The sequence below is a fragment of the Cronobacter turicensis genome, from assembly GCF_041222865.1.
GTDB classification, from domain to species: Bacteria; Pseudomonadota; Gammaproteobacteria; order Enterobacterales; family Enterobacteriaceae; genus Cronobacter; species Cronobacter turicensis.
This window is the reverse complement of the sequence record NZ_CP165997.1, coordinates 2,931,467-2,952,944: the sequence shown is the minus strand read 5'-3', so window position 1 is coordinate 2,952,944 and position 21,478 is coordinate 2,931,467. Positions and strand designations below refer to the sequence as shown.

At 56.2% G+C, this 21,478-nt stretch carries 20 protein-coding genes and 5 tRNA genes; 20 read left to right on the top strand and 5 right to left on the bottom strand.

Annotated elements, in window-relative coordinates:
- The first annotated feature begins 18 nt into the window (after nucleotides 1-18).
- The 19 genes from mngB to pnuC all read left to right on the top strand — a co-directional run bounded on the left by mngB (nucleotide 19) and on the right by pnuC (nucleotide 15,324).
- A complete protein-coding gene (gene mngB, locus AB8W27_RS14085) occupies nucleotides 19-2,661 on the top strand; it encodes a mannosylglycerate hydrolase (RefSeq protein ID WP_015740564.1) in 2,643 nt (880 codons plus the stop codon).
- Nucleotides 2,662-3,341: 680 nt separating this feature from the next.
- On the top strand, nucleotides 3,342-4,910 hold the full coding sequence (gene cydA / locus AB8W27_RS14080; protein ID WP_015740565.1) for a cytochrome ubiquinol oxidase subunit I: 1,569 nt from the start codon (nucleotides 3,342-3,344) through the stop codon (nucleotides 4,908-4,910).
- A gap of 15 nt (nucleotides 4,911-4,925) precedes the next feature.
- Nucleotides 4,926-6,065: a cytochrome d ubiquinol oxidase subunit II gene (gene cydB, locus AB8W27_RS14075; protein WP_015740566.1), complete on the top strand. Its 1,140-nt coding sequence runs from the start codon at nucleotides 4,926-4,928 to the stop codon at nucleotides 6,063-6,065.
- A gap of 13 nt (nucleotides 6,066-6,078) precedes the next feature.
- Complete coding sequence (gene cydX, locus AB8W27_RS14070) at nucleotides 6,079-6,192, top strand: cytochrome bd-I oxidase subunit CydX (RefSeq protein WP_004387905.1); 114 nt, start codon at nucleotides 6,079-6,081, stop codon at nucleotides 6,190-6,192.
- Nucleotides 6,192-6,485, top strand: a complete 294-nt coding sequence (ybgE, locus tag AB8W27_RS14065) for a cyd operon protein YbgE (protein WP_015740567.1) — start codon at nucleotides 6,192-6,194, stop codon at nucleotides 6,483-6,485. The genes cydX and ybgE overlap by 1 nt, the downstream gene beginning before the upstream one ends.
- Before the next feature lie 133 nt (nucleotides 6,486-6,618).
- Nucleotides 6,619-7,023 (top strand): tol-pal system-associated acyl-CoA thioesterase, encoded by a 405-nt coding sequence (gene ybgC, locus AB8W27_RS14060; protein ID WP_004387903.1) that lies wholly within the window; start codon nucleotides 6,619-6,621, stop codon nucleotides 7,021-7,023.
- Nucleotides 7,020-7,715 carry a Tol-Pal system protein TolQ gene (tolQ, locus tag AB8W27_RS14055; RefSeq protein ID WP_015740568.1) on the top strand — a complete coding sequence of 232 codons (696 nt, stop codon included), beginning with the start codon at nucleotides 7,020-7,022 and terminating at the stop codon, nucleotides 7,713-7,715. Before ybgC ends, tolQ begins: the two co-directional genes overlap by 4 nt.
- Nucleotides 7,716-7,718: 3 nt before the next feature.
- Entirely contained in the window at nucleotides 7,719-8,147 is a 429-nt protein-coding gene (gene tolR, locus AB8W27_RS14050; RefSeq protein WP_007768318.1) for a colicin uptake protein TolR, read from the top strand.
- A gap of 39 nt (nucleotides 8,148-8,186) precedes the next feature.
- Complete coding sequence (tolA, locus tag AB8W27_RS14045) at nucleotides 8,187-9,461, top strand: cell envelope integrity protein TolA (RefSeq protein ID WP_015740569.1); 1,275 nt, start codon at nucleotides 8,187-8,189, stop codon at nucleotides 9,459-9,461.
- A gap of 124 nt (nucleotides 9,462-9,585) precedes the next feature.
- A complete protein-coding gene (tolB, locus tag AB8W27_RS14040; RefSeq protein ID WP_015740570.1) occupies nucleotides 9,586-10,878 on the top strand; it encodes a Tol-Pal system beta propeller repeat protein TolB in 1,293 nt (430 codons plus the stop codon).
- 34 nt (nucleotides 10,879-10,912) lie between these two features.
- On the top strand, nucleotides 10,913-11,431 hold the full coding sequence (pal, locus tag AB8W27_RS14035; protein ID WP_004386751.1) for a peptidoglycan-associated lipoprotein Pal: 519 nt from the start codon (nucleotides 10,913-10,915) through the stop codon (nucleotides 11,429-11,431).
- 9 nt (nucleotides 11,432-11,440) lie between these two features.
- Nucleotides 11,441-12,238, top strand: coding sequence for a cell division protein CpoB (cpoB, locus tag AB8W27_RS14030; protein WP_041923344.1), 798 nt, complete (start codon nucleotides 11,441-11,443; stop codon nucleotides 12,236-12,238).
- 164 nt (nucleotides 12,239-12,402) lie between these two features.
- Nucleotides 12,403-12,478 (top strand) — tRNA-Lys (locus AB8W27_RS14025).
- 107 nt (nucleotides 12,479-12,585) lie between these two features.
- Nucleotides 12,586-12,661, top strand: a tRNA-Val gene (locus AB8W27_RS14020).
- Nucleotides 12,662-12,664: 3 nt separating this feature from the next.
- Nucleotides 12,665-12,740: transfer RNA gene (locus AB8W27_RS14015), tRNA-Lys, on the top strand.
- A 145-nt stretch (nucleotides 12,741-12,885) separates the two neighbouring features.
- Nucleotides 12,886-12,961, top strand: a tRNA-Lys gene (locus AB8W27_RS14010).
- A gap of 97 nt (nucleotides 12,962-13,058) precedes the next feature.
- Nucleotides 13,059-13,134, top strand: a tRNA-Lys gene (locus tag AB8W27_RS14005).
- 385 nt (nucleotides 13,135-13,519) lie between these two features.
- Nucleotides 13,520-14,581: a quinolinate synthase NadA gene (nadA, locus tag AB8W27_RS14000; RefSeq protein WP_015740572.1), complete on the top strand. Its 1,062-nt coding sequence runs from the start codon at nucleotides 13,520-13,522 to the stop codon at nucleotides 14,579-14,581.
- Between the two features lie 23 nt (nucleotides 14,582-14,604).
- Entirely contained in the window at nucleotides 14,605-15,324 is a 720-nt protein-coding gene (pnuC, locus tag AB8W27_RS13995; protein ID WP_015740573.1) for a nicotinamide riboside transporter PnuC, read from the top strand.
- On the opposite strand, the gene zitB is transcribed toward pnuC, so the two are convergent.
- Entirely contained in the window at nucleotides 15,321-16,268 is a 948-nt protein-coding gene (gene zitB, locus AB8W27_RS13990; protein WP_041923345.1) for a CDF family zinc transporter ZitB, read from the bottom strand. The genes pnuC and zitB overlap by 4 nt on opposite strands.
- Before the next feature lie 129 nt (nucleotides 16,269-16,397).
- Nucleotides 16,398-16,790: a protein YbgS gene (locus AB8W27_RS13985; RefSeq protein ID WP_015740575.1), complete on the bottom strand. Its 393-nt coding sequence runs from the start codon at nucleotides 16,788-16,790 to the stop codon at nucleotides 16,398-16,400.
- 324 nt (nucleotides 16,791-17,114) lie between these two features.
- On the opposite strand from AB8W27_RS13985, the gene aroG reads away from it, so the two are divergent.
- Nucleotides 17,115-18,167 (top strand): 3-deoxy-7-phosphoheptulonate synthase AroG, encoded by a 1,053-nt coding sequence (aroG, locus tag AB8W27_RS13980; protein ID WP_015740576.1) that lies wholly within the window; start codon nucleotides 17,115-17,117, stop codon nucleotides 18,165-18,167.
- A gap of 163 nt (nucleotides 18,168-18,330) precedes the next feature.
- Here aroG and gpmA read toward each other — a convergent pair whose 3' ends face one another.
- The 3 genes from gpmA to galK all read right to left on the bottom strand — a co-directional run bounded on the left by gpmA (nucleotide 18,331) and on the right by galK (nucleotide 21,477).
- Nucleotides 18,331-19,083 (bottom strand): 2,3-diphosphoglycerate-dependent phosphoglycerate mutase, encoded by a 753-nt coding sequence (gene gpmA, locus AB8W27_RS13975; protein WP_007706899.1) that lies wholly within the window; start codon nucleotides 19,081-19,083, stop codon nucleotides 18,331-18,333.
- Nucleotides 19,084-19,294: 211 nt separating this feature from the next.
- Complete coding sequence (gene galM / locus AB8W27_RS13970; RefSeq protein ID WP_041923346.1) at nucleotides 19,295-20,335, bottom strand: galactose-1-epimerase; 1,041 nt, start codon at nucleotides 20,333-20,335, stop codon at nucleotides 19,295-19,297.
- Nucleotides 20,329-21,477, bottom strand: a complete 1,149-nt coding sequence (gene galK / locus AB8W27_RS13965) for a galactokinase (protein ID WP_041923347.1) — start codon at nucleotides 21,475-21,477, stop codon at nucleotides 20,329-20,331. The genes galM and galK overlap by 7 nt, the downstream gene beginning before the upstream one ends.
- Nucleotide 21,478: the final 1 nt, after the last annotated feature.

The following is a 21,478-nucleotide window of genomic DNA, read 5'->3' as shown; positions in this document are numbered from 1 at the left end:
ACTTCTCAGGACGCCATCATGAAAGCTGTATCACGAGTTCACATCACGCCCCATATGCACTGGGACCGCGAGTGGTATTTCACCACGGAAGCCTCACGGATTTTGCTGGTCAACAATATGGAAGAGATCCTGACGCGCCTTGAGCAGGACGCGGACTATCTCTGTTACGTCCTCGACGGCCAGACGGCGGTGCTGGAGGATTATTTCGCCGTGAAGCCGCAGCACCGCGAGCGCGTTCGGGCGCTGGTGGAGGCAGGCAAATTGATTATCGGCCCCTGGTATACCCAGACCGACACCACGATTGTGGCGGGGGAGTCGATTGCCCGCAATCTGCTTTACGGGCTGCGCGACTGTCGCCCGTTCGGCGAGCCGATGAAAATCGGCTATCTGCCTGATTCGTTCGGCATGTCGGGCCAGTTGCCGCACATCTATAACCAGTTTGGCATTACGCGCGCCATGTTCTGGCGCGGCTGCTCGGCGCGCCACGGCAGCGATAAAACAGAGTTCCTCTGGCAGAGCGCGGACGGCAGTAGCGTGACGGCGCAAGTGCTGCCGCTGGGCTACGCGATTGGTAAGTACTTACCTGAAGAGGAAGCGGCGCTGCGTAAGCGGCTCGACCCCTGTTTTGCGGCGCTCGAAAAGGCCTCGCTTACCCGCGAGATCCTGCTGCCGAATGGACACGACCAGATGCCGCTCCAGCAGAACATTTTCGCCGTGATGGAAAAACTGCGGGAAATCTACCCGCAGCGCGAATTTGTCATGAGCCGTTTTGAAACGGTTTTCGCGCATATCGAGGCCATGCGCGAGACGTTGCCGACGCTGAAAGGGGAGTTTATCGACGGCAGGTCGATGCGTGTGCACCGCACCATTGGCTCCACGCGTATGGACATTAAAATCGCCCATGCGCACATCGAAAATAAGATGGTTAACCTGCTTGAGCCGCTCGCCGCCATCGCCTGGTCGCTCGGTTTTGAGTATCACCACGGGCTGTTTGAAAAGATGTGGAAGGAGATCCTGAAAAACCACGCGCATGACAGCATCGGCTGTTGCTGTAGCGACGCGGTACACCGTGAAATAGCGAACCGCTTCAGCCTTGCCCATGATATGGCCGATAACCTCCTCACGTTTTATATGCGCAAAATCGTGGACAGCATGCCCGCCTGCGACGGCGATAAACTGACGCTGTTTAACCTGATGCCTTGTCCGCGTAATGAGGTGATTAACACGACCGTGCGGTTGCGCGGCCAGCGTTTTGCGCTGTGGGACGAACAGGGCGCGCCGGTGGCGTATTTCATCCGCGCGGCTCGTGCGCTCGATCCAGGGCTGGTGGACCGGCAACTGGTGCATTACGGCCATGACGAGCCGTTTATGGAGTATGACATTCAGCTCTTTCAACCGCTGCCCGCGATGGGTTACGCCACGCTGCGCCTTGAGCCTGGCGTGACGGGGAAACAATGCCAGGCGCCAGAGCAGGATGCGCCACGGCTGGAAAACCGCTTCTGGCGCATTACGGTTAACGCGAATGGCACGGTACGGCTGGAAGATAAGCAGAGCGGCCTGACGTATGACCAGGTGTTTGAGCTTGAGGAGAGTTCCGATGACGGCGACGAGTATGACTATTCGCCCGCCCGCGCGGAATGGGTGCTGCGCTCCGGTACGCAGACGGCGGAGCATCAGATAATCCACGAGGCCTGGCAGAGTCACGCCACGATACGTCTGGCGATGAATGTGCCGGTTAACCTGGCGGCGCGCGCCGCCCGACAGTGTAACGGATATCTGGAGGCGCAGCTGCGCGTTACGCTTTCGCATAACAGCCCGCGGATTGATGTGGCGGTGACGCTGAATAATCAGGCGGACGACCATCGTGTACGGCTGCGCATCCCGACGCCGTTCGCCTGCGAACAGGTGCTTACCGACACGCAGTTCGGCAGCGTGTATCGTCCGGTGGAAGATGACGCCATGGCCCGCTGGGAAGAAGAAGGGTGGGAGGAGGCGCCCGTGCCGGTATGGAATTTCCTGAACTATGCCGCGCTTGAGCAGCAGGGGCAGGGGATAGCGCTTTTTACCGAGGGACTGCGCGAAGTGGAGATTGTCGGCGAGCGGCACGACACCTTCGCGCTGACGCTGCTGCGTGGCGTGGGGGCGCTCGGCAAAGGCGGTCTTGCGCTGCGCCCCGGCCGTCCTTCCGGCATTCACCTGCCGACGCCGGACTCGCAAATGCGCGGCGAATTATCCTGCCGTCTGAGCCTGTGGCCGTATCAGGGGAATGCGCTCACGGCGGGCGTGGCGCAGCAGGCGCGCACCTGGCAGACGCCCGTGCAGTGCTATAACAAAATTGCCTGGGATGCGATGAAGCTCAATCCGTCAGGGATAACCACGCCACCATGCTACAGCCTGCTCCAGATGACTTCTGATGGGGCTCAACTGAGCGCGCTGAAAAAAGCCGAAGATCGCGAGGCGCTGATTGTGCGCGTTTATAACCCGTCCTGTGAAACCACGAGCGAGTCGCAGATAACATTCAGCGAGCCGCTTAAGGCGTGGCAACAAACGGGAATGGATGAAACGCCGCAAATGAGGAGTATTTCCCCTGACGGGCATACCGGCGAGCTAAAACCCTGCCAGTCCCGGACCTTCAGCGCTACGCTCTGTCGCCGCGTTTAAGGCTTTTCTGTCTGCCGTCGCCAGCGCAACGCCGGGCGACGGCTTTTTTATTTTCAGAAAACAGTGCCGGTTTTTTCACTTTGCGGCCGCCTGGTAAATTATTTGTGAAATAAATTTGTCATTCCTGATCTAATGAATTCTTTTCCTTTGCCGATATTAACAAGAAAGTGTGATAAATATCTCGAATAAGAATGAACTAAAATAACGTAGGTTTATTATTCGTATCCCTTTCATAACCATCGTTGCGTTAAAAAAACACTTATCTTTAACATTATTTTCACTTAACTCGTTAGGGGTGAAACATAATTAACAATGGGTATCAAAACTGATTTTAATCAAAGTTTTTAGCTTGAAAAAAAGCGTGAGAAAGCGCTAAATTGCGGTCGATCAATCTGGTGTCTGGGCGATGATTTGGGCATAAATTGATCGCCGTCGTAAAACGTAAATAAAGGGATATGTAAATCTATTTATTATCCCTGGATTGCAGCGTAAAATATTCGTCGAATCAATTTGGAATTCTTTTAACTTATTTGTAACCTTTCGCCATTACTTTTTCACAAATACACGCAGTGATTGAAGCAAGGCTGACGGGAGCAAATGTCATTGGTATTGGGGCATGCGTTGTGGCGCCTTAAAAAGGGCCACGCTCGAAGTCTTCATGCGAGGAGCAAGGAGTCAAGATGTTAGATATAGTCGAACTGTCGCGCTTACAGTTTGCCTTGACCGCGATGTACCACTTCCTTTTTGTGCCGCTGACGCTCGGTATGGCGTTCCTGCTGGCCATTATGGAAACGGTCTACGTCCTCTCTGGTAAACAAATCTATAAAGACATGACCAAGTTCTGGGGCAAGTTGTTTGGTATCAACTTCGCACTGGGCGTGGCGACCGGCTTGACCATGGAGTTCCAGTTCGGGACTAACTGGTCTTACTATTCACACTATGTAGGCGATATCTTTGGTGCCCCGCTGGCTATTGAAGGCCTGATGGCGTTCTTCCTTGAATCGACCTTCGTCGGTCTGTTCTTCTTCGGCTGGGATCGTCTGAGCAAAGTGCAGCACATGGCCGTCACCTGGCTGGTGGCGCTGGGCTCCAACCTCTCCGCATTGTGGATCCTGGTGGCGAACGGCTGGATGCAGAACCCGATCGCGTCTGATTTCAACTTCGAAACCATGCGTATGGAGATGGTGAGCTTCTCCGAACTGGTGCTGAACCCGGTCGCGCAGGTGAAATTCGTTCACACCGTGGCTGCTGGCTACTGCACCGGCGCGATGTTCATTCTGGGCATCAGCGCGTGGTATATGCTCAAAGGCCGTGACTTCGCTTTCGCTAAACGTTCTTTTGCTATCGCGGCGAGCTTCGGCATGGCGGCGGTGCTTTCCGTTATCGTGCTGGGCGATGAGTCCGGTTATGAAATGGGCGACGTACAGAAAACCAAACTGGCCGCTATCGAAGCCGAGTGGGAAACCCAGCCGGCACCGGCCGCGTTTACGCTGTTTGGTATTCCGGATCAGAAAACCCAGGAAAACCGCTTCGCCATTCAGATCCCTTACGCGCTTGGCATTATCGCCACCCGCTCTGTGGATACGCCGGTGATTGGTCTTAAAGATCTGCTGGTCCAGCACGAAGCGCGCATCCGTAACGGGATGAAAGCGTACGCGCTGCTGGAGCAATTGCGTTCTGGCTCGAACGATCAGGCGTTACGCGATGAGTTCAACAGCGTGAAGAAAGACCTCGGCTACGGCCTGCTGCTGAAGCGTTATACCGACAACGTTGCGGATGCGACCGAAGCGCAGATCCAGAAAGCGACGCAGGATTCTATTCCGAGCGTGGCGCCGCTGTACTTCTCCTTCCGTATCATGGTGCTGTGCGGCATCCTGATGCTGCTGATTATCGGCGCGTCGTTCTGGTCGGTGATTCGTAACCGTATCGGCGATAAAAAATGGCTCCTGCGCGCGGCGTTTTACGGCATTCCGCTGCCGTGGATCGCGGTGGAATCGGGCTGGTTTGTGGCGGAATATGGCCGTCAGCCGTGGGCTATCGGTGAAGTGCTGCCGACCGCGGTCGCGCACTCTAACCTGTCTGCAGGCGACATCCTCTTCTCTATGGTGCTGATCTGCGGCCTGTATACGCTCTTCCTGGTGGCGGAACTGTTCCTGATGTTCAAATTCGCCCGCCTGGGGCCGAGCAGCCTGAAAACGGGTCGCTACCACTTCGAGCAGTCCACTGTGGCTTCTCAGCCGGCACGCTAAGCGAGGAGACGTAAAATGATCGATTATGAAGTACTGCGTTTGATCTGGTGGCTGCTGGTCGGCATTCTGCTGATTGGTTTTGCGGTTACCGATGGCTTTGATATGGGGGTCGGCATGCTGACCCGCATCCTGGGACGTACCGATACAGAACGCCGCGTGATGATTAACTCCATCGCGCCGCACTGGGACGGCAACCAGGTATGGCTTATCACCGCAGGCGGCGCGCTGTTCGCTGCCTGGCCGCTGGTGTACGCCGCCGCGTTCTCCGGTTTTTATGTGGCGATGATCCTGGTGCTCGCCTCGCTGTTCTTCCGTCCGGTCGGTTTTGACTACCGCTCGAAGATTGAAGATATGCGCTGGCGTAACATGTGGGACTGGGGCGTGTTCGCGGGTAGCTTCGTGCCGCCGCTGGTGATTGGCGTGGCGTTCGGCAACCTGCTGCAGGGCGTGCCGTTCCACTTCGATAAATATCAGGGCATGTTCTACACCGGCAACTTCTTCCAGCTGCTGAACCCGTTTGGCCTGCTGGCAGGCGTAGTGAGCGTGGCGATGATCCTGACGCAGGGCGCAACCTATCTGCAAATGCGTACCACCGGCGAACTGCATCTGCGCTCCCGTGCCACCGCGCAGATTTCCGCGCTGGTGATGATGGTCTGCTTCGTTCTGGCGGGCGTCTGGGTAATGTACGGCATTGACGGTTATGTGGTGACCTCCGCCATCGATCCGCGTGCGGCCTCCAACCCGATGAACAAAGAAGTGGTTCGTCAGGCGGGCGCCTGGTTCGCTAACTTTGATAAGATGCCGGCGCTGTGGGCGATCCCTGCGCTGGGCGTGGTGCTGCCGCTGCTGACCGTGCTGGCGTCGCGTCTGGAGAAAGGCGCCTGGGCGTTTGTGTTCTCTTCACTGACGCTGGCCTGCGTTATCCTGACTGCCGGTATCGCGATGTTCCCGTTCATCATGCCGTCCAGCACCATGCTGAACGCCAGCCTGACGATGTGGGACGCGACCTCCAGCCAGCTGACGCTGACCGTGATGACCTATGTCGCTGCGGTGTTTGTACCGATTATTTTGCTCTACACCACCTGGTGTTACTGGAAAATGTTTGGTCGCATCACCAAAGAACATATCGAAAGCAACACGCATTCTCTGTACTAATAAGGAGCTGACTATGTGGTATTTCGCCTGGATTCTCGGAACGCTTCTTGCCTGTGCTTTCGGGATCATTACCGCGCTGGCGCTGGAGCACGTTGAAGCGACCAAAGCCGGTAAAGTCGAGTCGTGATGAAACGCCTCATCACCGCGCTTTACGCGCTGATGGATAAGAGCCCGTTAAGGGCTCTTTCCTTAATCATGGCGCTGGTGCTGGCGGGTTGCATGTTCTGGGACCCGTCGCGCTTCGCGGCGAAGACCAGCGGCCTTGAAATCTGGCAGGGCTTGTTCCTGATGTGGGCCGTCTGCGCGGGTGTAATTCACGGCGTGGGTTTTCGTCTTCGCGCCGTACACTGGCAGGGAATTTTCTGCCCATTGATTGCCTTTCTGGTGATGTTGGCCGGGCTGCTTTTTTTCTTCGCCTGAACGCGGCGACACCTGTGATTCTGTGGGCTTTCCGGAGCCCATAAATATTTACTCTCCGTTTACTTCTCCCCATTCCCAACCCACATTCACTTGCGTATAGTAGCAGCGTTTATTTGCATTACCGGGATGTAGAGTGAGCACAACGCTGTTTCGATGGCCGGTTCGTGTCTATTACGAAGACACCGACGCCGGTGGTGTGGTTTACCACGCCAGTTACGTCGCCTTTTATGAAAGAGCACGCACAGAGATGCTGCGCCACCACCACTTTAGTCAGCAAGATTTACTGGCGGAGCGAGTAGCCTTTGTGGTTCGCAGGATGTCGCTTGAGTATCTTGCGCCTGCCCGACTCGACGATATGCTCGAAGTCCAGACCGAAATTACAACGCTGCGTGGCACCTCCATGGTGTTCAGGCAACGGATTGTTAACGCGGAAAACCAGCTCCTCAATGAAGCCGAGGTGCTGATTGTCTGCGTTGATCCACTCTTAATGAAGCCTCGTGCGCTTCCCAAGTCTATTGTCGCGGAGTTCAAGCAGTGACTGACATGAATATCCTTGATTTGTTCCTGAAGGCAAGTCTTCTGGTTAAACTTATCATGTTGATTTTGATTGGTTTTTCAATCGCATCCTGGGCCATCATCATTCAGCGAACGCGCATTCTCAACGCTGCGTCGCGCGAAGCGGAAGCCTTTGAAGATAAATTCTGGTCAGGTATCGAGCTTTCCCGCCTGTATCAGGAGAGCCAGGGACGCCGTGAAAACCTCTCCGGCTCCGAGCAGATCTTCTACGCCGGATTTAAAGAGTTCGCCCGTCTGCATCGCGCCAACAGCCATGCGCCGGAAGCGATTGTCGAAGGGGCGTCGCGCGCGATGCGTATTTCGATGAATCGCGAACTTGAAACCCTCGAAACGCATATTCCTTTCCTCGGCACCGTAGGCTCCATCAGTCCGTATATCGGCCTGTTCGGCACCGTGTGGGGGATCATGCACGCCTTTATCGCGCTGGGTGCTGTGAAGCAGGCGACGCTGCAGATGGTTGCGCCGGGTATCGCGGAAGCGCTTATCGCGACGGCGATCGGTCTGTTCGCGGCAATCCCGGCGGTTATGGCTTACAACCGTCTGAACCAACGCGTGAACAAGCTGGAGCTGAATTACGACAACTTTATGGAAGAGTTCACGGCTATCCTGCATCGCCAGGCTTTTACTAGCACCAGCGAAAGCAACAAGGGGTAAGTCATGGCCAGAACACGTGGACGTGGTCGTCGTGAGCTGAAGTCTGAAATCAATATCGTCCCGCTGCTGGACGTGCTGCTGGTGCTGCTGCTGATATTTATGGCGACGGCACCCATCATCACCCAGAGCGTGGAAGTGGACTTGCCGGACGCCACGGATTCCCAGACCGTCAGCAGCAATGACAACCCGCCGGTGATTATTGAAGTCTCCGGCGTGGGCCAGTACAGCGTGGTGGTGGAAAAAGACCGTATGGATCAGTTGCCTGCTGAGCAGATTGTTGCCGAGGCGCAGCGTCGTCTGCAGGAGAATCCGAAGACGGTCTTTTTAATCGGTGGCGCCAAAGAGGTTCCTTACGACGAGATTATTAAAGCGCTGAACCTGTTGCATCAGGCGGGCGTGAAATCTGTCGGCTTAATGACGCAGCCTATCTGATCCACCGCCTGACAGGGCTACAAGTTTTGGAAACCGAGAGTGGCAAAGGCAACCGAACAAAACGATAAGCTGAAACGCGCGATCATCATTTCCGTAGCGCTGCACGTGTTGCTGATTGGACTACTGATCTGGAGCTCGTTCGATGAGCATATCAGTGAAGACGCAGCGGGCGGCGGCGGCGGATCGGCTATTGACGCCGTGATGGTCGACCCAGGCGCGGTGGTGCAGCAGTACAACCGCCAGCAGCAACAGCAGGCAAGCGCTAAACAAGCCGCCGAGCAGCGCGAGAAACAGGCGCAGCAGCAGGCGGAAGAACTGCGCGAGAAACAGGCCGCCGAACAGGAACGCCTGAAAAAGCTTGAGCAGGAACGCCTTGAAGCGCAGGAGAAAGCGCAGCAGCAGGCGGAACAGCAGAAACAGGCTGAAGAAGCCGCGAAGCGCGCGCAGGAGCAGCAGAAACAGGCGGAAGAGGCGGCAGCCAAAGCCGCAGCAGATGCGAAAGCAAAAGCTGACGCTCAGGCGAAAGCCGCTGAAGAAGCCGCGAAGAAAGCCGCTGCCGACGCGCAGAAAAAAGTGCAGGAAGAGGCCGCGAAAGCCGCTGCTGCTGCGAAGAAAGCGCAGGAAGAGGCAGAGAAAAAAGCGGCTGCCGATGCGGCGAAAAAAGCGCAGCAGGACGCCGAGAAGAAAGCGGCGGCTGAGGCTGCGAAGAAAGCCGCGGCAGAGAAAGCCGCCGCCGAAAAAGCCGCTGCGGCAGAAAAAGCGGCTGCCGAGAAGAAAGCCGCCGCAGCTGAAAAAGCGGCCGCGGAAAAAGCTGCGGCAGCCGAGAAAGCCGCAGCCGATAAAAAAGCGGCGGCAGAAAAAGCCGCTGCGAAGAAAGCTGCCGCTGCGAAAGCGGCTGCAGAAAAAGCAGCGAATGCGGAAGGCGTGGACGATCTTCTTGGCGATCTCAGCTCAGGTAAGAATGCGCCGAAAACCGGCGGCGGAGCGAAAGGCAGTAATGCAGCGCCAGCAGGGAGCGGTAATAGTAAGAACAACGGTGCCAGCGGCGCTGAAATCAATGGCTACGCCTCGCAGATAAAGTCCGCCATTGAAAGCAAGTTCTATGATGCGTCGTCGTATTCAGGTAAAACCTGTACGCTGCGTATTAAGCTTGCACCGGACGGCTTACTACTGGATATCCAGTCGGAAGGCGGCGATCCTGCGCTTTGTCAGGCAGCCATTTCCGCCGCCCGACAGGCTAAGATTCCTAAACCGCCAAGCCAGGCTGTTTATGAAGTCTTTAAAAACGCGCCGTTGCTTTTCAAACCACAGTGATTTCCGGTAAAACCGGGCTTCACTGTCCGGTTTAAGCCGGCGTGCGATGTGGTTGTCTATCTTTGAGTTTGTTAACATTCTGCTAAATTATCGTGGGCTTTGACGTCCAGATAAGGGAGATATGATGAAGCAGGCATTACGTGTAGCATTTAGTTTTCTGATGCTGTGGGCAGCCGTGCTGCACGCAGAAGTACGTATCGAGATAACCCAGGGGGTTGACTCGGCGCGTCCGATTGGTGTGGTGCCGTTCAAGTGGGCAGGCCCGGGCGCCGCGCCTGAAGATATCGGCGGCATCGTGGCGGCGGATCTGCGCAACAGCGGTAAATTCAACCCGCTCGATCGCTCCCGTCTGCCGCAGCAGCCGTCTTCCGCACAGGAAGTACAACCGGCGGCATGGTCTGCACTCGGTATTGACGCGGTCGTGGTAGGGCAGGTGACGCCGAATGGCGACGGCAGCTATACCGTGGCGTATCAGCTGGTTGATACCGGCGGCGCGCCGGGCACCGTGCTCGCGCAGAACTCTTACAAAGTGAACAAACAGTGGCTGCGTTATGCAGGCCATACCGCCAGCGACGAAGTGTTTGAGAAGCTGACCGGTATTAAAGGCGCTTTCCGCACCCGTATCGCTTATGTAGTGCAGACCAACGGCGGCCAGTTCCCGTATGAGCTGCGTGTTTCTGACTACGACGGCTACAACCAGTTTGTGGTTCACCGCTCACCGCAGCCGCTGATGTCTCCGGCATGGTCGCCGGATGGCAGCAAGGTCGCTTACGTGACCTTTGAAAGCGGTCGTTCTGCGCTGGTTATCCAGACGCTGTCTAACGGCGCTGTGCGTCAGGTGGCTTCGTTCCCGCGTCACAACGGCGCGCCGGCTTTCTCGCCGGACGGCAGCAAACTGGCTTTCGCGCTCTCTAAAACCGGCAGCCTGAACCTGTACGTGATGGATATCGGCTCCGGCCAGATTCGTCAGGTAACTGACGGTCGCAGCAATAACACCGAGCCGACCTGGTATCCGGACAGCCAGACGCTGGCCTATACCTCTGACCAGGCCGGTCGTCCACAGGTTTATAAAGTCAACATCAACGGCGGCGCGCCGCAGCGCGTGACCTGGGAAGGCTCTCAGAACCAGGATGCTGACGTAAGCTCTGACGGTAAATTTATGGTGATGGTGAGCTCCAATGGCGGCGCTCAGAACATCGCTAAACTGGATCTGGTAACGGGTGGCGTGCAGACTCTGTCGTCAACGTTCCTGGATGAAACGCCAAGTCTGGCACCTAACGGCACTATGGTTATCTACAGCTCTTCTCAGGGGATGGGATCCGTGCTGAACCTGGTTTCTACAGATGGGCGTTTCAAAGCGCGTCTTCCGGCAACTGATGGACAGGTTAAATTCCCTGCCTGGTCGCCGTATCTGTAATAATAATTAATTGATTACTAAAGGAATCAAAGAAATGCAACTGAACAAAGTGCTGAAAGGGCTGATGATCGCTCTGCCTGTTATGGCAATCGCGGCGTGTTCTTCTAACAAGAACGCCAGCAATGACCAGAGCGGCGAAGGCATGCTGGGTGCCGGCACTGGTATGAACGGCAACGGCGGCAACATGTCTTCTGAAGAGCAGGCGCGTCTGCAGATGCAGCAGCTGCAGCAGAACAACATCGTTTACTTCGATCTGGACAAGTACGACATCCGTTCTGACTTCGCTGCAATGCTGGATGCGCACGCTAACTTCCTGCGTAGCAACCCGTCTTACAAAGTGACCGTTGAAGGTCATGCGGATGAGCGCGGTACCCCGGAGTACAACATCTCCCTGGGCGAGCGTCGCGCTAACGCTGTTAAGATGTACCTGCAGGGTAAAGGCGTTTCTGCTGACCAGATCTCCATCGTTTCTTACGGTAAAGAAAAACCTGCAGTACTGGGTCACGACGAAGCGGCATATGCCAAAAACCGTCGCGCCGTACTGGTTTACTAAGAGAATTGCATGATCAGTAACTTCAGACATCACCTGTTGGGTCTGTCGTTACTGGTTGGCGTAGCGGCCCCCTGGGCCGCTAATGCCCAGGCGCCAATCAGTGATGTCGGCTCAGGCTCGGTCGAAGACCGTGTCGTTCAACTCGAGCGTATTTCCAACGCTCACAGTCAGCTTTTAACCCAGCTTCAGCAGCAGCTCTCCGATAACCAGTCCGATATTGATTCCCTGCGCGGTCAGATTCAGGAAAATCAGTATCAGCTTAACCAGATTGTGGAACGTCAAAAGCAGATTTTGCTGCAGATGGACAGTCTGAGTAATAGCAACGGTGGAGCGGCCGCGGCGCAGGGCGGCGATCAGGCGCAAAACGGCGCGGCGCAAGCCACACCGGACGCTGGCGCATCTGCGCCCGCAGCCAGCGCACCGACGCAAAGCGGGGATGCCAATACCGATTACAACGCAGCGATCGCGCTGGTGCAGGATAAGTCCCGTCAGGATGAAGCCATCACCGCGTTTTCCAATTTCATTAAGCAATACCCGGATTCCACTTACCAGCCGAATGCCCATTACTGGCTCGGCCAGCTGAATTACAACAAAGGTAAGAAGGATGACGCGGCGTATTACTTCGCTTCGGTGGTGAAGAACTACCCCAAATCACCGAAAGCGGCGGATGCGATGTATAAGGTTGGCGTCATCATGCAGGATAAAGGCGATACCGCGAAAGCGAAGGCCGTTTATCAGCAGGTTATCTCCAAATACCCTGGCACCGAAGGCGCAAAGCAGGCGCAAAAACGTCTGAATGCGATGTAATGCATGCGGCTTGACCAGATCCCGTATTATTTCTGGTCTCGCCGCATGAAACGTAAGCAGTTAAGTGATCTGCCTCGAAATTTTTGTTGCGTCAGAATCTTAAATCAGTAATATATGCCGCCGTTGCCACGGGATACGAAACAAACCCGCGGTGGCGAAAATGTGGGTCGTTAGCTCAGTTGGTAGAGCAGTTGACTTTTAATCAATTGGTCGCAGGTTCGAATCCTGCACGACCCACCACTCGCTCAGGTGGTTTAAAGGAGCGATATCGTGAAGGCAACGTTGCACGCATCGTTAAGATAAATTCCCTCCACGACTGACCACACGCAGTAAACCAGCGTAGTATCGGGTGATTAGCTCAGCTGGGAGAGCACCTCCCTTACAAGGAGGGGGTCGGCGGTTCGATCCCGTCATCACCCACCACTCGGGTCGTTAGCTCAGTTGGTAGAGCAGTTGACTTTTAATCAATTGGTCGCAGGTTCGAATCCTGCACGACCCACCATCGTTTCTGTGAAAACATGAGCGATATCGTGAAGGATAACGTTGCAAAGCAACGGCCCGAAGGGCAAGGCGAAGCCGAGTCATCCTGCACGACCACCAACACTTTTGTTGGTATAAGCAGTAAATCTTTCAGATAACACCCGAACGGGTCGTTAGCTCAGTTGGTAGAGCAGTTGACTTTTAATCAATTGGTCGCAGGTTCGAATCCTGCACGACCCACCACTGAAAGCGTGGGTGTTAACAGAAGGTGTGAAGGATAACGTTGCAAGACAGCATTTATCTTCCACGACCTCCCTCTGAAAGAAAGCAGTTCCCGAGCGGGTCGTTAGCTCAGTTGGTAGAGCAGTTGACTTTTAATCAATTGGTCGCAGGTTCGAATCCTGCACGACCCACCATAGCCTGATGTGAAAACAGAGGCGATATGTGAAGGATAACGTTGCGAAGAAATGGCCCGATGGGCGAGCGAAGCGAGTCATCCTGCACGACCCACCAGTGTAAAAAGGCGCCCTAAAGGCGCCTTTTTGCTATGCGCGCACTTAAAAGATTCGAGCCTGCAGCAGGTTTGCTTATCTGTACGTCCCGCCGTTATCTGCCAATATGCGCTTTGTCTTTGTTACTTATTCCCAACATGCATCCCGGCCCGACGCTCAACCTTTTCCTGTGACTTTTCCCCTTCAATCCGCTATCTTGTTTAGCATATAAAACAAATGAAGCTGCCAGGTGGCTTTCAAAGGCTCGGTAACGCGGCTTTAGTTAAGTGCAAAAAACGAGATGGTGCAAATGAGTGTAATGTTCGATCCCGAAGCCGCAATTTATCCTTTCCCGCCAAAGCCTGCGCCGCTGAACGCAGACGAGAAGGCTGTTTACCGCGACAAAATTAAGCGTCTCCTTAAGGAACGCAATGCGGTCATGGTCGCTCACTACTATACCGACCCGGAGATCCAGGCGCTGGCCGAAGAGACGGGCGGCTGTATTTCTGATTCGCTTGAGATGGCGCGTTTTGGCGCGAATCATCCTGCCACCACGTTGCTGGTCGCGGGCGTGCGTTTTATGGGCGAAACCGCCAAAATCCTAAGCCCTGAAAAAACCATCCTGATGCCGACGCTACAGGCGGAATGCTCGCTTGATCTCGGCTGCCCGGAAGAAGAATTCGCCGCGTTTTGCGACAGCCATCCGGATCGCACCGTGGTGGTTTACGCCAATACCTCGGCGGCGGTAAAAGCCCGTGCCGACTGGGTGGTGACATCCAGCATCGCCGTTGAGCTGATTGAACATCTCGATAGCCTCGGCGAGAAAATCATCTGGGCGCCAGACCGCCACCTGGGCCGCTATGTGCAAAAGCAAACCGGCGCAGATGTGCTCTGCTGGCAGGGCGCGTGCATCGTGCATGATGAGTTTAAAACGCAGGCGCTGGCGCGCATGAAAGCCCTGTACCCGGATGCCGCCGTGCTGGTGCACCCCGAGTCGCCGCAGGCGGTTGTCGATATGGCCGACGCCGTCGGCTCCACCAGCCAGCTCATTAACGCCGCGAAAACGCTGCCGCACCAGACGCTCATCGTGGCGACCGATCGCGGCATCTTCTACAAAATGCAGCAGGCCTGCCCGGAAAAAACGCTGCTTGAGGCGCCGACCGCAGGCGAGGGCGCAACCTGCCGTAGCTGTGCGCACTGTCCATGGATGGCGATGAATGGCCTTCAGGCCATCGCAGAGGCACTAGAGCATGGCGGAGCGCCCCATGAGGTTCACGTTGACGCCAGCCTGCGAGAAGCCGCGTTAACGCCGCTTAACCGCATGCTGGATTTTGCGGCTACACTTCGTCTTTCGGTTAAAGGAAACGCGTAAGGACATTACGCTTCGGGGATAATATGGATTTTTTTAGCGTACAAAACATTCTGGTGCATATTCCGCTTGGCGAGGGCGGATACTCATTATCATGGATTGAAGCGGTCGGCACGCTCGCGGGGCTGCTGTGTATCTGGCTGGCGAGCCTTGAGAAAATCGTTAACTACGCATTTGGTTTAATTAACGTCACGCTGTTTGCGATTATTTTCTTCCAGATCCAGCTCTATGCGAGCCTGCTGCTGCAAGTGTTTTTCTTTGTGGCGAATATTTACGGCTGGTACGCATGGTCGCGCCAGAGCAGCGACAACCAGGCGGCGCTGCACATCCGCTGGCTGCCGCGCCCGAAAGCCTTCGGCTGGCTGGCGGTCTGCGTGGTGGCGATTGGATTAATGACGCTGTGGATCGATCCGGTCTTCGCCTTCCTGACCCGCATTGCGGTGCAGGTTATGCAGGCGGTCGGGCTTAACGTGACGGCGCCTCAGCTTCAGCCAGACGCCTTCCCGTTCTGGGATTCCTGCATGACGGTCTTGTCCGTGGTGGCGATGATCCTGATGACCCGTAAATATGTCGAAAACTGGCTGCTCTGGGTGATTATTAACGTCATCAGCGTGGTGATTTTCGCCCGTCAGGGCGTTTATGCGATGTCGCTGGAGTACCTGATCCTGACGTTTATCGCGCTCAACGGCAGCCGGATGTGGATCAAAGCGGCGCACGAGCGGGGCTCGCGCGCGCTGTCTTACTAATGTGAATGGCCGTGGGCGTGCGGTTTGGCGTCCCTGGCATTCAAATCACAGTCTTTAACGCTGCATGACTGGTACTCAAGCTGTACCGTCGCGTGGGCTATCTGGTAGTGATGCCGCAGATAATCATGAATGCTTGCCATCAGGGCGTCATGATCGTGCGGCGGGATCACTTGCACATGCAGCGTCATCACCGGTTTTTCGCCGACCAGCCACAGATGCACATGATGCACATCGCGCGCTTCCGGGATTTCGCGCACCAGCCTGCGGCGCAGCTGCTCCACATCCACCGCGCGTGGCGCGCCTTCCAGCAGTTCATTCATGCTCTCCTGGAGTAGTCGCCAGGCGCTGCGCAGCACCAGGCATGAGACCAGAATCGAGAGAATCGGGTCGATAGGCGTCCAGCCGGTCCAGAGAATAATCACCGCAGCGACAATTGCGCCAACAGAGCCCAGCAGATCGCCAAGCACATGCAGCGCGGCGGCGCGCACGTTCATGTTTTTCTCATCACTGCCGCGGTGCAAAATCCAGAATGACAGCAGGTTCGCCACCAGACCCGCAATGGCGATACCCAGCATCGGTCCACCCGCGACAGGTTCGGGCGTAATAAAGCGCGCGATGGCCTCCCAGACGATAATCGCGGTAATCACCAGCAGCGCCAGCGCATTGACGAAAGCGGCAAGCGTGGTTAAACGCAGTAGCCCAAAGGTATGCCTCGCGTTCGGGCTGCGGCGCGCGAAACGCACAGCCATCAGCGCCACCAGCAGCGCGGCGGCATCGGTAAACATATGGCCTGCGTCGGCCAGCAGCGCCAGCGAGCCGGAAAGCAGGCCGCCGGCAATCTCCAGCACCATAAAAATGGCGGTGATCAGAAAGGCGATTAGCAGGCGTTTGCTGTTGGAGTTATGAGAATGCTCGTGGGGATCGTGTGTATGAGAATGGGCCATAGCGTGTGTCGCTCAACATTTTTGTTGTGGTTATCAATATCAGTCAGTTGCGCGGCAATCGCGCGTTACCACAATAGCAAAAATAAAGGAGAGCCGAAGCTCTCCTTTTGTATTCAGGCGTTAATGCGCTTACTGGGAGGTGCTGCCAGAAGTGCTCGGGCAGGCGTCGCCAGTACACTGTACGCTACCGGTAGACCCGGAAGTGCTGCTGCCGGTGGCGCCCATGTCGCCGCTGGTGCTGTGCGCGGTGCCGGAAGACGTACCGGTTGACGTGCCGGTGCCGGTGTTCACGCCGCTGTTGGCGGAATTGGTGCCGGAGGTATTGATGTTGCTGTTATCAACGCCGTTCGGAGCGACATTTTGTTTAGCGTCAGGCGCTACCTGGCCTGCGCTGGCGGCTGCGTTTGCAGAGCCCGTATCGCTACCCCCGGTTGAAGAACCGGAATCGGCGGCAAGCGCCGCGCCGCTGGCCAGAGTCAGAGTGGCGGTCAGAAAGAGTGAAGTCAGTTTATTCAGTTTCATAATCATGCTCCTGTTCTGGTCGTTATTGCTGGATAACTTCTTCCAACAGTGCACTGCGAAAAAGTTGCTCAGCGTGTGTGTTGCGGTCGAAAAAACCACACCATCGCCGAAAGGCAGTAGGTGATTCGGTAAAATGTATAAAACAGAGTGCTAACAATTAAAAAGTGTAGACTGGTTCTCCCTTTACGCTACTTTCTGGCGTTTTTAAGTTAACTTCCAGGAATTTTCCGTGCGAAGTGTAAATGCGTGTTTACACTACTGGCGCGACAAGTTAGATTGAAAGCATTGCTTTCCCACAAAACTGCAGGGCCTCCTGGAACCATCATGACTTATCAGAACGACGATCTCCGCATTAACGGCATCAACGAGTTACTCCCGCCTGTCGCACTCCTGGAAAAATTTCCCGCTACCGAAAAAGCCGCTGAAACCGTGTCTGCGGCGCGCCAGGCGATTCATCAGATCCTGCATGGCGATGACGATCGCCTGCTGGTGGTCATCGGCCCGTGTTCTATTCATGATCCGATGGCGGCAAAAGAGTATGCCTCGCGTCTGCTGCCGCTGCGTAAGGCGTTAAAGAACGAGCTGGAAATCGTTATGCGCGTCTATTTTGAAAAGCCGCGCACAACGGTGGGCTGGAAAGGGCTTATCAACGATCCGCACATGGATAACAGTTTCCAGATTAACGATGGCCTGCGGATTGCGCGTAAATTGCTGCTGGATATCAACGACACCGGCCTGCCGGCGGCGGGTGAGTTCCTGGATATGATTACGCCGCAATATCTGGCGGATTTAATGAGCTGGGGCGCTATCGGCGCGCGTACCACGGAATCGCAGGTGCATCGCGAACTGGCGTCCGGGCTGTCCTGTCCTGTCGGTTTTAAAAATGGCACCGACGGCACCATTAAAGTGGCGATTGACGCGATTAACGCCGCCAGCGCGCCGCACTGTTTCCTGTCGGTCACCAAATGGGGCCACTCGGCTATCGTCAACACCAGCGGCAACAGCGACTGCCATATTATTCTGCGCGGCGGTAAAGCGCCGAATTACAGCGCGGCGCACGTCGCTGAGGTGAAAACCGGTCTTGAGAAAGCGGGCCTGAAACCGCAGGTGATGATCGATTTCAGCCATGCCAACTCCAGCAAGCAGTTTAAAAAGCAGATGGATGTCGGCGTTGATGTCTGCGCGCAAATCGCCGGCGGCGAAAGCGCCATTATGGGTGTGATGATCGAAAGCCATCTGGTGGAAGGCAACCAGAGCCTTGAGAGCGGTGAGCCGCTGGTGTATGGCAAGAGCGTGACCGACGCCTGCATCGGCTGGGAAGATACCGACGCTATCCTGCGTCAGCTCGCCGAAGCGGTCAAAGCACGTCGCGGTTAAACGCTCCCTGTAGTGGGTGCGCTAACGCTTACCCACCCTACATACCTCTCGCACCGTAGTAGGGCGGGTAAGCGCAGCGCGCCCGCCGTATCTACCCAGCGCACCCGCCCAATAAAAAAGGCGTGGTTTTCACCACGCCTTTTGCACTTCTTACGGTTGCGAATTACTTCGCTTTACCCTGGTTCGCGACAGCGGCCGCTTTCGCTGCGATCTCGTCAGCGTTGCCCAGATAGTAGTGTTTAATCGGCTTGAAGTTTTCGTCGAACTCATACACCAGCGGCACGCCGGTTGGGATGTTCAGCTCAAGGATCTCTTCTTCGCTCATGTTATCCAGGTATTTCACCAGCGCGCGCAGGGAGTTGCCGTGGGCGGCGATAATCACGCGCTCACCGCTTTTCAGGCGCGGCAGAATGGTTTCATTCCAGTAAGGGATAACGCGATCGATGGTCAGCGCCAGGCTCTCGGTCAGCGGCAGCTCCTGCTCGCTCAGTTTCGCGTAACGCGGATCGTGGCCCGGGAAACGCTCGTCATCTTTGGTCAGCGCCGGCGGGGTCACCGCGAAGCCGCGACGCCACTGTTTTACCTGCTCGTCACCGTATTTTTCAGCGGTTTCAGCTTTGTTCAGACCCTGCAGGGCGCCGTAGTGACGCTCGTTCAGTTTCCAGGATTTTTCAACCGGCAGCCAGGCCTGATCCAGCCCGTCCAGGATGTTCCACAGCGTGTGGATGGCACGTTTCAGCACGGAGGTATAAGCAAAATCAAAGCTGTAGCCTTCGTCTTTCAGCAGCTTGCCTGCGGCTTTCGCTTCGCTGACGCCTTTTTCAGACAGGTCAACGTCGTACCAACCGGTAAAGCGGTTTTCGTTGTTCCACTGGCTTTCGCCGTGACGAACCAGAACCAGCTTAGTAACAGCCATAGTATTACTCCTTCATAAGCCTGATTGAATGATAACAGTTATCATTATATTGCCGCGTTGGAGTTAGCGGCAACGTAAACCTTTAACATAGCGAAAATAGCGGTGTAGTGTAAGGCGCATGTGAATCGGCGGTGATGTTTTTGTCAGTAACTGGCGGTAATAACAGCAAAATGGCGAAAAAAAAGCCCTCTTCGCAAAGAGGGCTGAAAAGTTACTGAGGAATAAAGTGATACTGCGTAATGCTCTGGTATTCCTGGTCCGGGCGCAGAATGCAGTTCGGCTGCGGCCATTCCGGGTGGTTGGGGCTGTCTGGCAGGAATTCGCTCTCCAGCGCCAGCCCTTGCCAGGCGCTGTAAGTGCCCTGCTCGCGGGCGGGCGTACCTTCCAGATAGTTGCCTGAGTAGAACTGCAACGCAGGCGCGGTGGTATAGACCGTCATTTTGAGCTTTTCATCGCTCGACCAGACATGCGCCGCAGGCTGCGCCAGATCGCCTTTCGCGTCCAGCAACCAGGCGTGGTCATAACCTTTCACGCGCTGCTGGCCTTCGTCTTTCAGGAAATCCTGTGCGATTTTTTTCGGCTCGCGGAAATCAAAACCGGTTCCCGCGACGTCCGCCAGCCCTTCTCGCGGAATGCCCTGCGCATCAACCGGCAGATAGCGCTCTGCGAAAAGCTGCAGGCGGTGGCCGCGCACGTCGTTCTGCTCGCCGTCCAGGTTGAAATAGGCGTGGTTCGTCAGGTTAACCGGGCAGGGCTTGTCCACGCGGGCGCGGTATTCAATGCTGATGCGGTTATCGTCGGTCAGGCGGAAATGCGCGGTGGCGCGCAGCTCGCCAGGGTAACCCTGATCGCCGTCCTGCGAATCCAGCGTATAGAGCACTTCCTGCCCGTTCTGGCGAACAATGCGCCAGCGGCGTTTGTCGAACCCTTCCGGGCCGCCATGCAGCTGGTTTTCGCCCTGGCTTGGCGTCAGTGAATACGTCTCGCCATCCAGCGTAAAGCGCGACTGCGCGATGCGGTTGGCGTAACGGCCCACCGACGCGCCGAGAAACGCGGTCTGCTCAAGCCAGACTTCCGGGCTCGGACAGCCCAGCAGCGTTTCGCGCACGCTGGCGTCTTTCATCGGAACGCGGGCCGACAGCAGCGTCGCGCCCCAGTCCATGACGGTAACGACCATCCCTGCGGCGTTGCGCAGGGTGGAGATACGATACGGCTGGCCATCCGGGGCCAGTTGTGGCGTCTCTTTTAGCACAGACCTGCTCCTTCTGAAGGTTTGCACACGTAAAACGTTTCTTTAATACCGGTGCGCGCTTCGTACTGCGCTTCCACGGCAGCCTGCACCTCCGGCACGATAGCTTCCGGCACCAGCGCCACGACGCAGCCGCCGAAGCCGCCGCCCGTCATGCGCACGCCGCCTTTGTCACCGATAACCGATTTCACAATCTCCACCAGAGTATCGATCTGCGGAACGGTAATTTCAAAGTCGTCGCGCATCGAGGCGTGGGATTGCGCCATCAGCTCGCCCATCCGCGTCAGATCGCCTTTCGCCAGCGCGTCAGCCGCTTCCACGGTGCGGGCGTTTTCAGTCAGGACATGGCGCACGCGTTTAGCCACGATCGGGTCAAGCTCATGCGCCACCGCGTTAAACTGATCCAGACTTACGTCGCGCAGCGCTTTTTGCGTGAAGAAACGCGCGCCGGTTTCGCACTGTTCGCGGCGGGTGTTGTACTCGCTGCCGACCAGGGTGCGTTTAAAGTTGCTGTTGATGATAACGACCGCGACGCCCTGCGGCATCGGCACGGCTTTGGTGCCAAGGCTGCGACAATCGATGAGCAGCGCATGGTCTTTTTTGCCCAGCGCGGAAATCAGCTGATCCATGATGCCGCAGTTGCAGCCGACGAACTGGTTTTCCGCTTCCTGGCCGTTCAGGGCAATCTGCGCGCCGTCGAGCGACAGGCGATAGAGGTGGCGGAACACGGTGCCGACCGCCACTTCCAGCGATGCGGAAGAGCTTAAGCCCGCGCCCTGCGGCACGTTGCCGCTGATCACCAGATCGGCGCCGCCGAAGCCGGGATCGCGCTGTTGCAGATGTTTCACCACGCCGCGCACATAGTTGGACCACTGCTGGCTGTCGTGCGTCAGAATCGGCTCATCGAGTGAGAACTCATCGGTTTCGTTATCGTAATCGGCGGCAATGACGCGCACGCGGCGGTCGTCGCGCTTCGCGCAGCTAATCACCGTCTGGTAATCGATAGCGCACGGCAGCACGAAACCATCGTTATAGTCGGTGTGTTCACCGATAAGGTTAACGCGGCCCGGCGCCTGAATATGGGTGGTGGCAGGGTAGCCGAAATTTTCGGCAAACAGGGCATGTGTCTTTTCTTTCAGGCTCATT